General features: G+C 65.6%; 13 protein-coding genes. 6 read left to right on the forward strand and 7 right to left on the reverse strand.

From position 1 onward, the window contains the following. Positions 1–48 precede the first annotated feature (48 nt). The 3 genes from ACT2BZ_RS20860 to ACT2BZ_RS20870 all read right to left on the reverse strand — a co-directional run bounded on the left by ACT2BZ_RS20860 (position 49) and on the right by ACT2BZ_RS20870 (position 6,588). A complete protein-coding gene (locus ACT2BZ_RS20860) occupies positions 49–3,444 on the reverse strand; it encodes an SPOR domain-containing protein (protein WP_457937428.1) in 3,396 nt (1,131 codons plus the stop codon). Between the two features lie 108 nt (positions 3,445–3,552). Further along, entirely contained in the window at positions 3,553–5,310 is a 1,758-nt protein-coding gene (gene argS, locus ACT2BZ_RS20865; RefSeq protein WP_457937430.1) for an arginine--tRNA ligase, read from the reverse strand. Between the two features lie 57 nt (positions 5,311–5,367). Beyond that, positions 5,368–6,588, reverse strand: coding sequence for a deoxyguanosinetriphosphate triphosphohydrolase (locus tag ACT2BZ_RS20870; RefSeq protein ID WP_457937431.1), 1,221 nt, complete (start codon positions 6,586–6,588; stop codon positions 5,368–5,370). A gap of 75 nt (positions 6,589–6,663) precedes the next feature. On the opposite strand from ACT2BZ_RS20870, the gene erpA reads away from it, so the two are divergent. Continuing rightward, positions 6,664–7,011 carry an iron-sulfur cluster insertion protein ErpA gene (erpA, locus tag ACT2BZ_RS20875; RefSeq protein WP_457937433.1) on the forward strand — a complete coding sequence of 116 codons (348 nt, stop codon included), beginning with the start codon at positions 6,664–6,666 and terminating at the stop codon, positions 7,009–7,011. Positions 7,012–7,115: 104 nt separating this feature from the next. Here erpA and ACT2BZ_RS20880 read toward each other — a convergent pair whose 3' ends face one another. Next, positions 7,116–8,729, reverse strand: coding sequence for an adenylate/guanylate cyclase domain-containing protein (locus tag ACT2BZ_RS20880; protein WP_457937435.1), 1,614 nt, complete (start codon positions 8,727–8,729; stop codon positions 7,116–7,118). Positions 8,730–8,834: 105 nt separating this feature from the next. Between ACT2BZ_RS20880 and xth the strand changes: the two genes are divergently transcribed. Continuing rightward, complete coding sequence (gene xth / locus ACT2BZ_RS20885) at positions 8,835–9,629, forward strand: exodeoxyribonuclease III (protein ID WP_457937437.1); 795 nt, start codon at positions 8,835–8,837, stop codon at positions 9,627–9,629. 52 nt (positions 9,630–9,681) lie between these two features. On the opposite strand, the gene ACT2BZ_RS20890 is transcribed toward xth, so the two are convergent. Continuing rightward, positions 9,682–10,128, reverse strand: coding sequence for a TerB family tellurite resistance protein (locus ACT2BZ_RS20890; protein ID WP_457937439.1), 447 nt, complete (start codon positions 10,126–10,128; stop codon positions 9,682–9,684). 108 nt (positions 10,129–10,236) lie between these two features. On the opposite strand from ACT2BZ_RS20890, the gene ACT2BZ_RS20895 reads away from it, so the two are divergent. The 4 genes from ACT2BZ_RS20895 to ACT2BZ_RS20910 all read left to right on the forward strand — a co-directional run bounded on the left by ACT2BZ_RS20895 (position 10,237) and on the right by ACT2BZ_RS20910 (position 12,861). Further along, complete coding sequence (locus tag ACT2BZ_RS20895; RefSeq protein WP_457941398.1) at positions 10,237–11,022, forward strand: TSUP family transporter; 786 nt, start codon at positions 10,237–10,239, stop codon at positions 11,020–11,022. A 113-nt stretch (positions 11,023–11,135) separates the two neighbouring features. Continuing rightward, complete coding sequence (locus tag ACT2BZ_RS20900; protein ID WP_457937440.1) at positions 11,136–11,975, forward strand: helix-turn-helix domain-containing protein; 840 nt, start codon at positions 11,136–11,138, stop codon at positions 11,973–11,975. Positions 11,976–12,040: 65 nt separating this feature from the next. Next, entirely contained in the window at positions 12,041–12,460 is a 420-nt protein-coding gene (locus ACT2BZ_RS20905; protein ID WP_457937442.1) for a VOC family protein, read from the forward strand. Then, positions 12,457–12,861 (forward strand): cupin domain-containing protein, encoded by a 405-nt coding sequence (locus tag ACT2BZ_RS20910; RefSeq protein ID WP_457937443.1) that lies wholly within the window; start codon positions 12,457–12,459, stop codon positions 12,859–12,861. Before ACT2BZ_RS20905 ends, ACT2BZ_RS20910 begins: the two co-directional genes overlap by 4 nt. 4 nt (positions 12,862–12,865) lie before the next feature. On the opposite strand, the gene ACT2BZ_RS20915 is transcribed toward ACT2BZ_RS20910, so the two are convergent. Next, complete coding sequence (locus tag ACT2BZ_RS20915) at positions 12,866–14,335, reverse strand: cobyric acid synthase (protein ID WP_457937445.1); 1,470 nt, start codon at positions 14,333–14,335, stop codon at positions 12,866–12,868. Positions 14,336–14,337: 2 nt separating this feature from the next. After that, positions 14,338–14,943 (reverse strand): dimethylsulfonioproprionate lyase family protein, encoded by a 606-nt coding sequence (locus ACT2BZ_RS20920; RefSeq protein ID WP_457937447.1) that lies wholly within the window; start codon positions 14,941–14,943, stop codon positions 14,338–14,340. Between the last annotated feature and the right edge of the window lie 54 nt (positions 14,944–14,997).

Genomic DNA, 14,997 nt, shown 5'->3' on the forward strand with positions numbered 1-14,997 from the left:
GCGGGGTGAACCGCGCCGGCTGGCATTTCGCGGAGCGGGAAGCCCGTATCAGCGCGACACGAAGCAGTTGCCGCCGGCCGCCTTGTAGGTCTCGCACAGCGCGATCGCATCGTTGCGGCTGGGCGCCGGCACGCGGACGCGCCAGAACGTGCCCTTGCCTGCGATATCGGCCTTGACGATGTTGACCGGCCGGCCTTCGAGCACGCTGCTGTAGCGGCGCGCCAGGTTCTGGTAGGACGACTGCGCCGCCGCCTCGTTGGGCTGCGAGGCGATCTGCATGGACCAGCCGCCGCCAGCCGCAGAAGTCGCAGCCGAGGCAACCTGATCGGGCTTGACCTCGCCAACGACATCGATCGGCTGTTCGGCCGGGCGCTGAGGCGCGATCGGAGCGGTGGCCGGCGTGTCCGTGGCGCGGGGCGCAGCAGCGGTCTCGACCGCCGGCGCTGGTGCCGGGGCTTCCGCGGCTGCGGCTGCAGGCTCTTCTGCGGGTTCGCCGTTCATGACCGAAGGCTCCTCCTCGAAGGTCGCCATGGCTTCTTCCTGACCCGCTGCCGGCAACGCGCCGGTGGAATCGGGCACCGGCTCGGTAACCGCGGCGCCGGCCGAAGCGACGCTGTCGGTCGCGAGCTTGTCGCTTGCAGCTTCGGTCTCTTCGCGCGGCACAAGTGTGCCGTCCGGCCGAACGACCATCGTCCTGACCTTGCGCGGTGCAACGGCGGCGAGCTGGGCGTCGCTCTGGTTCTCGGTCTCCTGCAGGATCTGCTCGATGCGGTCCTCGCTCTTGGCCGCGACGACCGGATCATCCTCGATATCTGCCGGCTCTTCGGCGGTGGTGACAAGCGTCTGCTGCTGCGGGTCGGTGGTCGTCCCCTCGCCGGCAACGGTCTCGTACACCTTGCTGTCCTGGTTGGGCACGGTGGTACCGCCGGGATTTTCCGGCTTGACCTTCACCGGGCCGTCATCGGCCTTGACGATGGCGACCGTTTCGGCCCCGTCGTCACCACCGGAAGACAGCGCGAAGGCACCGATGGCGCCGATCAGCGCAACGCCGCCGACAATGGCGGCGACCATCAGGCCGCGCCGCTGCGGGCGCTCCTCGCCATGCGCATGCGCCATGCCGGGAACGGCCAGCGCGTCGTCAAGGTCGGGATCGTAGCCGAAATCGTCGTCGGCAAAGCGCGAGGCCCGCGTCGGGCGGCTGCCCGGCAGATCGTCGTCGACAGCCGGGTAGTGGTCGGGCTCGCTGTGCATGCCCGGGATCGTGGAAGCGTTCCGGCTGCCCTGGGCGACGCTCGGCCGGTAGGCCTGCTCCTGGACCTGGTAGCCATTGGAGACGCTCTCCGCATAACGACCGGCGGGCTCGGCTGGCGCGGCGTCTGAATCGTTCAGGTCGTGCAACAGGCTGGCAAAGTCCGAATCCAGATCGTCATAGGCCGATACCGGCGGAATCTCGTCCTGGTAGTCGACATCCGGGATGTCGAGGTCGTCGGCCAGTGCCACAGCGCGGTCGGCCACCTCGATGGTCTCCACATCTGGAGCCTCGTCATAGCCACCATCGCGGGCATCCAGTGCGGCGGGATCGGTCGGAAGCGGCTGCGAATACTTGGCGGTCAGCTCGGCAATCACGGCGAGCGGATCCTCGCGCATGGGATCGCGCGGTTCGCCAGATCGGGCCGACGGCCAGGCGGCAGCCTTGCGGTCGCGGTAGTCAGCACCGGAATCGTCGGCGCGCTGCTGCTGGCGTGTGCCGAAGGACGTCGCCCGCGAGAACATGCTGGGCCGCGGCGCCGCAGCGGCAACGGTTGCGGCGGTGGCAGCCGCAGCGGCCGGCAGATAGGGGTTTGGAGCCCGCGCGGGCGCATGGCGGTCGTCTGACTGCGCCGGCTGACTGGCGAAGGCTGGCGTGTAGAGATCGTCGTCGGCCTCGTCGGGCTGCGCGGTATGGGCAGCCTCGGCCTCGGCCGCCGCTGCAGCCTCTACCAGATCGTCGAGTTCCCATGCCAGGTCGTCTCCGCCCTGGGCTTCGGCGCGGGGTTCGGCCGGAACAGAGGCAGCGACCGGCTGTTCGGCCGGCGCGTTGGAAGCGGCGTAGTCGCCCAGCAGGGCCTTCAGTTCATCTTCAAGGTTGAAGGCCGAGGCCAGGTCGGCCGGCAGCGGATCACGGTCGCGATACTCGGCAGCGGCAAGGTCCATTGGCGACGGGGCACGCGGAGCAGGGGCCTCGGGCACGTCTTCCCGTGCCGGCTCTTCGTAGGCTTCCGGCTCCAGATCGTCCGGCTGCGCATAGGCCTCCGGCTCCTCATAGGGGTCCGCTTCGGGGTCGTTCTGCTCGACGGACAATTCCGCTTCGCCGGAGGCGAAGTCGATATCCCCGAAGCCGAAATCGGCGTCGCCGGACGGCTCTTCGGCAGATGCGGGGACTTCTTCGACGTAGGCTTCCACGTCATGACTGCCGCGAAGTTCCGCGGCAAATTCGGGGGTACGTTCGGCTTCCGGCTCATAGGCCTCGGGCTCGTCCTCGCCGAGGTCGAGATCGGCAGCGTTCAGGCTGAAATCGAAATCGGCCTCGTGCTCAGCCTCGTCGGACAGGCCGATTTCGGCAGGGTCCGGCGCGAATGAATCGTCGTCGGACGCCTCGGCGGACAGGTCCAGGTCCGACGGGTCAAGATGAAATTCGGCCTCCTCGGAGGCAGGATCTGCCGGCTGGACCTCTACGGGTGCAGTGTCGGCCTCGAAGTCGTCGAGATGAAGATCATCGGCGTGGAGGCCCAGATCCATGTCGTCATGCGTCTCAGCGTCAGCCTGAGCAGACAGCGCGACAGCCTCTTGCTCATGCGCCGCCGTGGCCTCGTCCTCCGGTGCACCCAGCACGGAAGCATGATCGGCCAGGCCGAGATCGACGTCGTCCATCGCGGCATGCAGTTCGGCGGCGATGTCGTGGTCGACATGCTCATGATCGCCCTCGACGGGCGCCTCGGCCACCACATCCGGTTCGTCCGCCGGCTCTTCCGGCTCGCCGGCCGGTGCGAAATCGGACTCGACGGAGGCGGCGATTGCAGAATCGAAATCGAAGTCGATATCCAGTTCGCCGGCTTCGGGCTCCTGGTCTCCGGCATGCGCCACGGGGGCAGCAGGCTCGGGCTCGGCGGCAGCCTGCGGCGCGGCGTCATAGCCGTCGTCGTCGACCGAGAACTCGCCCATCAGTTCCTTCTCGAGATCGATCGAGAAGTCGTCGGAATCGTCATGGTCGGAAGCGTGGCTATCCTGCTGCGCGGAATCGCGGGGTGCGGGTTCGGCCTCAGCCTCCCTCGCCGCCTTTTCGGCCTCAGCCTGCTTGACCGACTGGCGGGGATCAAAACCCATGATCCTGGTCAGTTCGGCAAACGGATCGTCGTCCGCTAGCTCGACCTGATCGCCAATTTTCAGCTGGTTTCCGTCTGCCATTCTTTTTCCCGAACTCACACACATTCGGACGCCATGGACGTCGCGCAAGGTTTGCCACTACCAGCGCAATGTGGGCAAAAGGTGACAGGTTTCGTTCGGTTTTTTGGCCTAGCGCATCTCGGTCGGGGCCGCCGCTCCGATCAACGCAAGGCCCGACGACAAGACGTCCGAAACAGCCTGCACCAGACCCAGTCTGGCATAGGTCAATTCTGGGCTGTTAACCTTAACAAAACGTAAGTCATTGTTGTCGGTACCGCGATTCCACAGGCTGTGGAGCGTGCTTGCCAGGTCGTAGAGATAGAATGCGATGCGGTGCGGTTCATGGGCCATCGCGGCGCTTTCGATCATGCGCGGATATTCAGCCAGCTTGCGAATAAGGCCCACCTCGCCCTCGTCGGTCAGCAGGTATCCGTAGCCGGCAAGGCTGTCGCGGCCGAAATCACCGTCCGGCAACTGTTCCTTGGCCTGCCTGAACACCGAGTGGCAGCGCGCCGAGGCATATTGCACGTAGAACACCGGGTTGTCCTTCGACTGCTCCGTCACCTTGGCGAAGTCGAAATCGAGCGGCGCGTCGTTCTTGCGATAGAGCATCATGAAGCGGATGGCGTCGGGGCCAACCTCCTCGACAACCTCGCGCAGCGTGACGAACTCGCCGGAGCGCTTCGACATGCGCACCTGCTCGCCATTGCGGTAAAGCTTGACGAGGTTGCAAAGCAGCACCGTGAGGTCGACCTTGCCGTCGGAAACCGCCTTTGCCAGCGCCTCCAGACGCTTGACATAGCCGCCATGGTCGGCGCCGAGCACGAAGATCAGTTCGTTGAAGCCGCGCGAAATCTTGTCGTAGATGTAGCCGACATCGGCCGCGAAATAGGTGAAGGAGCCGTCCGACTTGACCAGCGGGCGGTCCATGTCGTCACCAACCTCGGTCGAGCGGAAGAGCGTCTGCTCGCGATCTTCCCAATCGTCGGACTTCTCGCCCTTGGGCGGCGGCAGGGTGCCCTTGTAGATGTGGCCCTTGAGCGTCAGATCGTTGATCGCGGTGCGGATCTTGCGGGCGTTGTCGGCATGCAGGGTGCGCTCGGAGAAGAACACCTCGTGATGCACGTTGAGCAGGGCCAGATCCTCACGGATCATCGCCATCATGGCGTCGATGGTGCGCTCCTTGACCAGCGCCAGCGCTTCGTCCTCGTGCATGTCCAGCAGCGTGCGGCCGAATTCGGCGGCCAGCGACTGGCCGACCGGCACCAGGTAATCGCCAGGGTAGAGGCCGGCGGGAATGTCGCCGATCACCTCGCCCAGCGCCTCGCGGTAGCGCAGCATGGCCGAGCGCGCCAGAACGTCGATCTGCGCGCCAGCGTCGTTGATGAGGTATTCCTTGGTGACGTCGTAGCCGGCAAAGGCCAAAAGGTTGGCCAGCGCATCGCCGACCACCGCGCCGCGGCAATGGCCGACATGCATCGGGCCGGTCGGGTTGGCAGAAACATATTCGACATTGGTCTTGATGCCGGCGCCGATGCAGGAGCGGCCATAGTCGCTGCCCTCGGCCAGAATGGTCTTCAGGTGTGCCTGCCAGAAACCGTCCGACAGCCGCATGTTGACGAAACCCGGGCCGGCGACATCGACGTCCGACACATCGGCATCTGCCCGCAGCGCCGCTGCAAGGGTCTCGGCAAGCGCGCGCGGGTTCTGGCCGGCATTCTTGGCAAGCACCATCGCCGCATTGGTCGCAAGGTCGCCATGGGACGGGTCGCGCGGCGGCTCGACCGTGATCCGTGACAGCTCGAGCGGCGCACCCTCTTTGTCTTTGAGATCAAGACCTTGAACGGCTTTTATGACTCGCTCGTTGAAATCGGCGAAGATATTCATCTGGCTTACTCTGGAAATCGGGGCATGGCGCGAGTTCGCGCCAAAGGCGGGCGGGCTCTAGCCCAATTCCGGCGTATCGTCAAACAGTCGGCGGTGCTCCTTGAGCGCGTAGGTGTCGGTCATGCCGGCGAGAAAATCGGCCACGTCGCGCGCCTTGATGCGGTCCTCGGCGCGGTCGAGCCCCTCGCGCCAGCCCTCGGGCATCTCGCGCGGATCGGCGAAATAGGCGTCGAACAGCTCGTTGACGACGCGCTCGGCGCCGGTCCGGACACGCACGACGTCGGGGGCGCGGTACATGTTCTTGTAGAGGAAGGCCTTCAGTTCTTTCTCCTCGGCGGCGAGCCGCGGCGAGAAGGCGACGATGGTCCTGCCCGCCGCGCGGATGTCGTCGGCGCTCTGCGGCGCCAGCCGCTCCAGCGCGGCCGAGGCGGTGGCGATGACGTCCTCGACCATGATGGTGATCTGGCGGCGCATCAGCTCGTGGCCCGTCCGCACCGGGTCGAGCCCGGGATAGCGCTCGCGCACGCCCTTCAGGATGCCAGCGGGCAACGCCACGCCGGCCAGCATGTCGAGCGACAACAGGCCGGCACGCAGGCCGTCGTCGATATCATGGGTGTTGTAGGCGATGTCGTCGGCTATCGCGGCGCATTGCGCCTCCAGCCCGGCATGGCGGTCGAGCTCGAGGTCGAAAAGCCCGGAGAAATCGCGGATGGCCTGCGGCACCTCCGCCTTCAGTCCCTTGCCGGAAGCATCGGTCAGCGGGCCATTGTGCTTGACCAGGCCCTCGAGCGTCTCCCAGGTCAGGTTAAGCCCGTCGAACTCGGCATAGCGGCGTTCGAGACGGGTGACGATGCGCAGAGACTGGGCATTGTGGTCGAACCCGCCCCAACTGGCCATCCTGGCGTTGAGCGCATCCTCGCCGGTGTGGCCGAAGGGCGTGTGGCCGAAATCATGCACCAGCGCGATGGCCTCGGCGAGGTCCTCGTCGCAGCGCAGCGCGCGCGCCAGCGCTCTCGCGATCTGCGCGACCTCGATCGTATGGGTCAGCCGGGTGCGATAGTGGTCGCCTTCATGGGCGATGAACACCTGCGTCTTGTGTTTCAGGCGGCGGAATGCAGTGGAATGGATGATCCGGTCGCGGTCGCGCTGGAACGGCGTGCGCGTCGGGCTCTCGACTTCCGCCTGGAACCGGCCGCGCGATCGGGCCGGATCGCAGGCATAGGCAGCGCGCGGGCGGTAGCCGAAGCCGATGTCGGGGAGATGCCCCTGCTCGTCCATGTGCGACCGCCACCCGTTGACTTGCTCCCCGCCCGTTCATACCTATGATGTGAACGCGAACGCAAGGTGACGCCAATGGGCGCAGACGCAAAGACCGGCATGAAGGTCGAAGTAACGGACGCCGCGGCCAACCGCGTGGCGAAGATCGTCGCCGGCGAAACGGGCAAGAGCGCGCTGCGCGTCTCGGTCGAGGGTGGCGGCTGCTCCGGCTTTTCCTACAAGTTCGACCTGGTCGATGGCCGCAACGACGACGACGTGGCGATAGAGAAGAACGGTGCCACCATCCTGATCGACGAGCTCTCGCTGGTCTATATGGGCGGCTCGGTGATCGATTTCGTCGACGACCTGATGGGCCAGTCCTTCCAGATCAGGAACCCCAACGCCGTCGCCTCCTGCGGCTGCGGCACCAGCTTCTCGGTCTGAGACCGCCCCATTTCCGGATAGCGTTATGAAAAAGGCCGCGATGACGCGGCCTTTTCCTTTTGAATGACGCGTTCCGTCGAGTGAAGCGCGAGCCGCCTCCCGACTCAGGTCTGTGGCGCGCCGTCCGGCACGATCGGCTGGCGCGCCTTGGTGTCGAGGACGGCCAGCGCCGCCTTCAGCTTGGCGCGCAGCCGCGCCGCGCGCTCCGGGTCCATGCCCGACATGTCGAGCACGAGCGACAGACCGTCCTCGTTCTCGCTGATCAGCGTGGTGTCGGCCGCCGGCGCGGGGCTGGTGCGCTCGACGAGGTAGGGAATGACCTCCCGGCTGATGCCCTTCATGCGGATCGGATCGGTAGGCTGGGCTTCGACGAAGTCCTTCACATGCGCATAGGTTTCGTAGCTCAGCATGATGCCGCCGGCCGGCGCGATGCTCTGCAGCCGCGCGGCGAGGTTCGCCTCGGCACCGATGATCGTGTAGTCCATGCGGTCGTTGGAACCGAAATTGCCGACATTGCAGTAGCCGGTATTGATGCCCATGCGCACGCGGAACGGATGCTCGATGCCCTGGTCGAGCCATTTGCGCTGCAGTTCGGCCAGCCTGTCCTGCATCTCGTTTGCCATGTGCAGGCAGGCACGTGCGTCCTCGGCAGCCCCAAGCGTGTTGGGATCGCCGAAGAAGGCGAGGATCGCATCGCCAATGAACTTGTCGACGGTGGCACCATGCGCGATGGCGATGCGCGACATCTCGGTCAGGTATTCGTTGAGCAGCGCGGTCAGTTCCTCCGGCTGCATGCGCTCTGTCGTGGCGGTGAAATCGACGATATCGGAGAAGAAGATGGTCAGCTTCTTGCGCTCGGCCGTCACCTTGACGTCCCGCTCGCCGCTGAACACGCTCTTGTAGATTTCCGGCGACAGGTATTTGGCGATCTTCAGCGACACGGTAGCGAGGAAGCTGTTGGCCTCCTTCAGTTCTTCGTTGAGGGCGCTGACCTGACGCGACTGGCGCCATTGCTGGTAGACGAAATAGACGCCGGTGAGAGCCGCCAGCGCGAAATAGACGAACAGATAGCGGACCCCGATCGAACTGAGCGCCAGCGGCTGCGTCACGGTGACGGACTGGATTCCCCGAACGTCGCCGACTTTCCAGTCGGTATTGGGGCTGTCGGGATGGCTGTTGTGGCAGGCCACGCAGGTTTGCGTCATTCGGATCGGCGAGGCGATGGCGACCGTGCTGTTGAGGTCGCCACGCGTCTGCTCGACGACGTTCAGCGCAGGGTCGGCGCGGAACTTCGCCAGCGCCATCGTATGGAATTCGTCGAGTTCGTGCGGCGCCCTGCCCGCAAAGGCGTAATCCGACACGAAATCGTAGCGCACCGCGTTGTCCTGCGCGCTGATGAGCTTGCCGAGCTCCAGAGAAAACGTCGCCGGAATCGGGATGGCGCCCGGTATGTCATGAAAATTGTCGGCGGCGGTGATCGCCACGCCCGGTGGCGCCTGCAGAATCCGGCCGACCACATCCCTGGCATAGAGATCGCGGATATCGTTGATGATTCGCGTCATGTCGGTAGCCTGCTGGCGCGACAGATGCGCGGTCAGGTCCTTCAGGTCGAGCATGACGGCGACGGGCAGCAGCAGAAGCAGCGAAATGACTGCCACAAGTGCCGGCACGAAGCGGCGCCACGGCTTTGTCTCGGGGATGATGGCTGCATCTGTCATGGATCTGTCTCCACGCGGTCGCTGTCGCTTGTGGCGGTCCGACTATTCTTTACAATGCCAGGGCTTGCCTTTGGCTAAGGCTAGCCTGCAAAGGACGTAGCGACCATGAAAATCGTCACCTGGAACATCAACGGCGTGCGCGCGCGGCTGGGCAATCTGCTGCACTGGCTGCAGGAAAGCGCTCCCGACATCGCCTGCCTGCAGGAGATCAAGACGGTCGACGAGCAGTTCCCGCGCGCCGAGATCGAAGCCCTCGGCTACCATGTCGAGACGCATGGCCAGAAGGGGTTCAACGGCGTGGCGATCCTGTCCAAGCTGCGCTTCGACGAGGTCAACCGCGGTCTGCCGGGCGACGAGAGCGACGAGCAGGCCCGTTTCATCGAGGGCGTGTTCTCGACCGACAAGGGTGTGCTGCGCGTCGTCTCGCTCTATTTGCCCAACGGCAACCCGATCGATGACGACCGGAAATTCCCCTACAAGCTGTCATGGATGGCGCGGCTGGAGGCCTGGGCGATCGAGCGCCTGGCGCTCGAAGAGCCGCTAGTGCTGGCCGGCGATTACAACGTCATTCCCGAGCCGATCGACGCCAAGAACCCGCAGAACTGGCTCGGAGACGCGCTGTTTCAGCCCGAGACGCGGCAGGCTTTCCGGCGTCTGGTCAATCTCGGTTTCACGGAAGCGGTGCGCGCCACCACCGACGCGCCCGGCACCTACACGTTCTGGGATTACCAGGCCGGCGCCTGGCAGAAGGACAACGGCATCCGCATCGACCACCTGCTGCTGTCGCCGGAAGCCGCCAACTTTTTCGGTTCTGCCACGATCGAAAAGCACGTTCGTGCCTGGGAAAAGCCCTCGGACCATGTGCCGGTGGCGGTGAACCTCACCGTGGGAGCCGTCTGACCGGCGTCACGGCGGGAGGGTTCCCGCCAGTCTCCGGCGACAGGCTTGCGATCTAGTCTGCCTTGTCGCCCGCGTCGGGTCGCACGACGTCGACCGGGCTGATGCCGAGGAGCTCGAGCGTGCGCCGCAGAAGCCGCACCTCGTTCTCGGCAAGCTGGTTGTCGGCCTTGGCGATCTCGGCCATGTGCCGCGCCAGTTGGCGGCGGCGGTCGATGTCGAGTTCGCGAAACATCTCGATGGCCTGCGCGCCATTGGTCTCGTAACCGAAATTGTTGAGATACTCGATCACGCCGTCCATGCTGTCGCGGCCGATGCCGAAGGCCTCGTTGCAGATGCGGCGAAAGGTCTGCATCTCGCTGTCCTTGACGACGCCGTCGGCGAGGATCATGCGGAACAACAGCAGCAATTCTGCCGACAGCACCGGGTCGCCGGCGACCTTGCGCACGCCGGGGTCGCCCTCGAAGATGTCCTTGAGTTGAGAAAGCAGTCCTGAAGCCATCAGCGGATCCCCGAGCCTAAAGGATTGATAGCGCGAAATCCGCCTTGCGCAAACGAAAAGCGTGTGGTCGATACGGGGACCCGCCCGGCGACCCAGCGCCCCGAGATCATGCCCGACCTCGAAATCCAGATCGTCCTCCTGCTCGGCCTCGCAGCATTTGCCGCGGGCTTCATCGATTCGATCGCCGGCGGCAGCGGCCTGATCACCATTCCGGCGCTGCTGCTGGCCGGTTTTCCGCCGGTCGCCGCGCTCGGCACCAACAAGCTGCAGGGGCTGTTCGGCACCGCCTCGGCGACACTTCACTATGCCGCCAAGGGCCATGTGGACCTGAAGCGCCAACTGCCGGCCGCGATGCTTTCCTTTGTCGGCGGCGTGCTGGGCGCGCTTCTGGCGACCGTCATTCCCGGCGGAATCCTGACGGCCGCCCTGCCCTTCATCCTGGTCGCCATTGCGCTCTATTTCGCGCTTAAGCCCGGCATGGACGACATCGACCGCGCCGAGCGCCTGCCGCCCTTCCTGTTCGGCCTGACGGTCGTGCCGCTGATCGGCTTCTATGACGGCGTCCTCGGCCCGGGCACCGGTTCCTTCTTCATGCTGGCCTTCGTGTCGCTCGCCGGTTACGGCCTGCTCAAGGCGACGGCCCACACCAAGCTGCTGAACTTCGCCTCCAACCTCGGTGGATTCGTGCTGTTTGCGCTTGCCGGCGCCATCTACTGGAAGATCGGCCTCTTCATGGGCGTGGCGCAGTTTTTCGGGGCCCGACTCGGCGCCAGCCTCGCCATCGCCAAGGGCGCCCGGCTGATCAAGCCTCTGCTCGTCATCGCCTGCGTCGCACTGGCGGCACGGCTGCTGATGGACCCGAACCACCCGCTTCGGTTGTCGCTCGGCTTCTGATTTGGGCTGGTCGAGGTATCCAGCCTCAGGCGTTGGCATTGCCGGCTCGACCGGAGGTGCTTTGCCCGGGCAGGAACGCCTGCTAACATCGACTGCAATTCACGGACAGGCGCATGATCGACCTTAATACCGCCGGCTCCGACCCGGTGCCGCCGAGCCATTGCGAGATGACGGCGCGCCAGCCCCATTTGAAGCTGGCGGGTCTTGTCGTCCGGCTGACCGGGTACAGCGAGACGCTTGCCGGCCATTTCCGCCACACCGCCGCGGCATCGCTTTCCGTCCCGCTGGTCATCAGCTTCGGCGAGGCCTTCTCGATCGGATTGGGCCGAAGACCGGGCAAGAGGGACCGTTTCGGCAGTTTTGCCGCCGGGCTTTATGCCGGGCCGGTGGTGATCGATTCCTACGGCCGGGCGAGTTGCGTCCAGATCGATTTTACTCCACTCGGCGCACGCCGGTTCCTCGGCCTGCCGATGAACGAGATTGCCGGCCGCATGGTCGATCTGGAGGATGCGCTCGGGACCGAGGGGCGAATGCTGCGCGAGCGACTGACAAACGAACCGGGCTGGAAGCGCCGGCTGGACATGGCCGAACGTTTTGTGGCCACGCGCCTGGCGGTGGCGGGATCAGGCTGTGAACGGATCGCCTGGGCCTATGACCGGCTTGCGGAAAGCGGCGGCCGTGTTGCGATTGCCTCGATTGCCGCCGACGTTGGCTGGAGCCGCAAGCACTTCGGCCAGCGCTTCGCCGAGGAGGTCGGGCTCGGACCGAAGGCCGTTGCCCGCATCATGCGCTTCAACCAGGCGCTCGACGCCGCGCGTAGCGGAACGAAAGATTGCTGGGCCGGCATCGCGGCGGACTGTGGCTATGCCGACCAGGCGCATATGGTGCGCGAGTTCCGCGAATTCGCCGGCGTCCCGCCCTCCGCTTTCCAGCCTTTGGGCGTTTCCGGGTAACATTTGTTCAATCACCGGACTTCCCGAGTGACCTAGACTGCGGTTTCCAACCTGGGAGATCTGACATGCCTGCACAGAGCGAGCCGCCGCGGCTCTTTCCGACATTCCGTTATCGCGATGCCGCCGCAATGATCGACTGGCTGGTCGAGGCATTCGGCTTCGTCGTCCATGCCCGCTATGAGGACAATGGCGTCGTGCACCACGCCGAACTGTCGCTAGGCTCATCGATGATCATGCTCGGCAGCGTCCGCGACAATGACTATGGGCAGATGGTTGGCGGTCCGGGCGTGCACGGCGGAAAGTCAGTCTATGTGGCGGTCGACGATGCCGATGCCGTCTATGCAAGGGCCAAGGCCGCCGGCGCGACGATCCTCAAGGACCTGGCCGACCAGGACTATGGCAGTCGCGACTTCATCTGCGCCGACCCGGAGGGCAACGTCTGGTCCGTCGGCACCTACTGGCCGAAGGCGGGCGACAAGGCATGAACGGGGCTGCGAAACGGCCGCCCGTGGTGCTGCAGCCCTGGGAGGGCCGCTCCTACCGGATGCCCGCCATGCGTGCCGTCTTCAAGGCCGACGGCGAGGAGACCGAGAACCGCTATGCCGTCTCTGAATGGTGGCTTGAGCCGGGCTGCGACGGGCCCGGCGCCCATTCGCACGAAGCCAATGACGAGATCTTCTACGCCATAGAAGGAATGCCGTCAGTGCTTGTCGGCAAGCACTGGATCGACGCGCCAGCGGGCAGTTGCATCATCGTCCCGGCGGGCGTCACGCATGATTTCGCCAACCGGACCGAGCAGCGCGCCGGCCTCTTCAACGTCTTCCTGCCCGGCGGCTTCGAACAAAACATGCCGGCGATCCTGAAATGGTACGCCGAGAACGGCTGACGCCTCAGCGCGCCGCCGCGAAGATGGCGTCGCAGTCGAGGTGCTTTTCGAGATGCGCGGCAAGCTGGTCGAGGGCGCGCTCGACCTCGGCGCGATAGTCGACGATGCCGCCGCGGATGCCGAGGCTTGTGAGATAGGCGGCGCGAAATTCATCCGATGAGAACAGGCCGTGCATGTAGGTGCCGAACACCTTGCCGTCGGCCGACGTCGCGCCGTCCTCGACCCCGTTGATCACCGCCGATGGGCGCAGGCAGTCCGCACCCGTCGTACGGCCGAGGTGGATTTCGTAGCCGGTCAGCGGCACGTCGAACTGCAGCGAACGGGCGGTGACGTTGCGCACCGTCTTTTCCGGCTCCATCACGGTTTCGATGTCGAGCAGTCCGAGCCCGTCGGCCTCGGTGACGCTGCCCTCGATGCCGTCGGGATCGCGCACCAGGCGGCCGAGCATCTGGTAGCCGCCGCAGATGCCGATGACATGGCCGCCGCGCCGCCGGTGCTCGGCAAGGTCGCGGTCCCAGCCGTTCTCGCGGAAGCGCAGCAGGTCGCCGATCGTCGACTTGGAGCCCGGAATGACGACCAGCCCGGCGTCATGCGGCAGCGGCCTGCCCGGCGCCACGAAGACGACCTCGACCTGCGGCTCCGCCTTCAGCGGATCGAGATCGTCGAAATTGGCAATGCGCGACAGCATGGGCACCGCGACCTTGAGCGCCCCGCGCCGACCCTCGGCGAGCCGCTCCAGCACGACGCTGTCTTCCGACGGCAGCAGTGCGGCGGCCGGCAGGAACGGCACGACGCCGAACGAGCGCCAGCCGGTGAAGCGCTCGATTGCCTTGAGCCCGTCGTCGAACAGCGAGACGTCGCCGCGGAACTTGTTGATGATGTAGCCCGCGATCATCTTGCGGTCTTCGTCGGGCAGGATGAGATGCGTGCCGGCGATCGAGGCGATGACGCCGCCGCGGTCGATGTCGCCGACCAGCACTACCGGCACGTCGGCGCGGGTTGCGAAGCCCATATTGGCGATGTCGCGCGGGCGAAGGTTGATCTCGGCCGGCGAGCCGGCGCCCTCGACGATGACGAGGTCGGCGCCCTCGCCCACCCTGGCCCAGGAGTCGAGAACCGCCTCCATCAGCTTCGGCTTCAGGAGCTGGTAGTCGCGCGCCCGCGCCTCGCCATACACCTTGCCCTGGACGACGACCTGGCTGCCGATGTCGCTCTGCGGCTTCAAGAGCACCGGGTTCATGTGGATCGACGGGGCAGCCCCGCAGGCGATGGCCTGCAGCCATTGCGCGCGACCGATCTCGCCGCCGCCGGTCTCGCCCGGAATGTCGGCGACGGCGGCATTATTGGACATGTTCTGCGGCTTGAACGGCCTGACGACCATGCCGCGATTCCTGGCGGCGCGGCAGAGGCCGGCGACCAGCACCGTCTTGCCGACGTCCGAACCGGTGCCCTGCAGCATGATCGCCCGCGCCATGCCTAGCGCTCCCCCGCCCGCGCGCCGGTGATGGTGGAGCGCGCCGCCAGCGGCCCTCCGCGCCACAGATAGAGCGCCAGCAGCGGCTCGTCGCCGCTGCGCATGGCGTGGTTGACGTTCGATGCGTGGTGGACGATCTCGCCCGCCGCGCGGCGGCGATACGGCCCCTCGCCCATGCGCCACTCGGTGCCCCCGGACAGCGGGATGTAGATTTCTTCGGCGACATGGTGGTGGTCGGGATAGGCGATGTTTGGCCCAAGAATCAGGAAGCCGCCGGCAGCCTTGCGGTTCTCGAAATGGCCGCGCGTGCCGAACACTTCGAGCCAGCCGTAATTGTCCATGAATTTCTGGCCGAAATCGGCGTTCGTGTAGGTCTGGCCCCAGCGAAAGTCATGGCAGCGCTCGTCGAGGAAGCGGACGACGGGTGCTGCCTGTTCGCCGGCGATCCGTGCCGCTCTGGAGAGTTGGCCAAGGCACGGCAGGCTCTTGGGTTCGAGCCTGCGGGGGCGCATCTGCCAATCATGGATGAAACGCGAGACGGCAGGACTGTCAGCCTGGGCGACGAGGCGTTGGAAACCCGCAAGCAGTTCGTCGAATACGGTGGTCAAGTCTCATCCCCATCGTGTGCGGCAGTCCGGTTGCGCGCGCGCATCATTGGTCTA

It is taken from the genome of Mesorhizobium sp. 10J20-29 (assembly GCF_054130485.1).

Coding starts and splice junctions, on each gene's coding strand:
- ACT2BZ_RS20870 (WP_457937431.1), bottom strand. CDS start 6,588: ATGGACGAGCAGGGGCATCTCCCCGACATCGGCTTCGGCTACCGCCCG.
- ACT2BZ_RS20890 (WP_457937439.1), bottom strand. CDS start 10,128: ATGGCTTCAGGACTGCTTTCTCAACTCAAGGACATCTTCGAGGGCGAC.
- xth (WP_457937437.1), top strand. CDS start 8,835: ATGAAAATCGTCACCTGGAACATCAACGGCGTGCGCGCGCGGCTGGGC.
- argS (WP_457937430.1), bottom strand. CDS start 5,310: ATGAATATCTTCGCCGATTTCAACGAGCGAGTCATAAAAGCCGTTCAA.
- ACT2BZ_RS20910 (WP_457937443.1), top strand. CDS start 12,457: ATGAACGGGGCTGCGAAACGGCCGCCCGTGGTGCTGCAGCCCTGGGAG.
- ACT2BZ_RS20895 (WP_457941398.1), top strand. CDS start 10,237: ATGCCCGACCTCGAAATCCAGATCGTCCTCCTGCTCGGCCTCGCAGCA.
- ACT2BZ_RS20900 (WP_457937440.1), top strand. CDS start 11,136: ATGATCGACCTTAATACCGCCGGCTCCGACCCGGTGCCGCCGAGCCAT.
- ACT2BZ_RS20915 (WP_457937445.1), bottom strand. CDS start 14,335: ATGGCGCGGGCGATCATGCTGCAGGGCACCGGTTCGGACGTCGGCAAG.
- ACT2BZ_RS20905 (WP_457937442.1), top strand. CDS start 12,041: ATGCCTGCACAGAGCGAGCCGCCGCGGCTCTTTCCGACATTCCGTTAT.
- ACT2BZ_RS20860 (WP_457937428.1), bottom strand. CDS start 3,444: ATGGCAGACGGAAACCAGCTGAAAATTGGCGATCAGGTCGAGCTAGCG.
- ACT2BZ_RS20880 (WP_457937435.1), bottom strand. CDS start 8,729: ATGACAGATGCAGCCATCATCCCCGAGACAAAGCCGTGGCGCCGCTTC.
- erpA (WP_457937433.1), top strand. CDS start 6,664: ATGGGCGCAGACGCAAAGACCGGCATGAAGGTCGAAGTAACGGACGCC.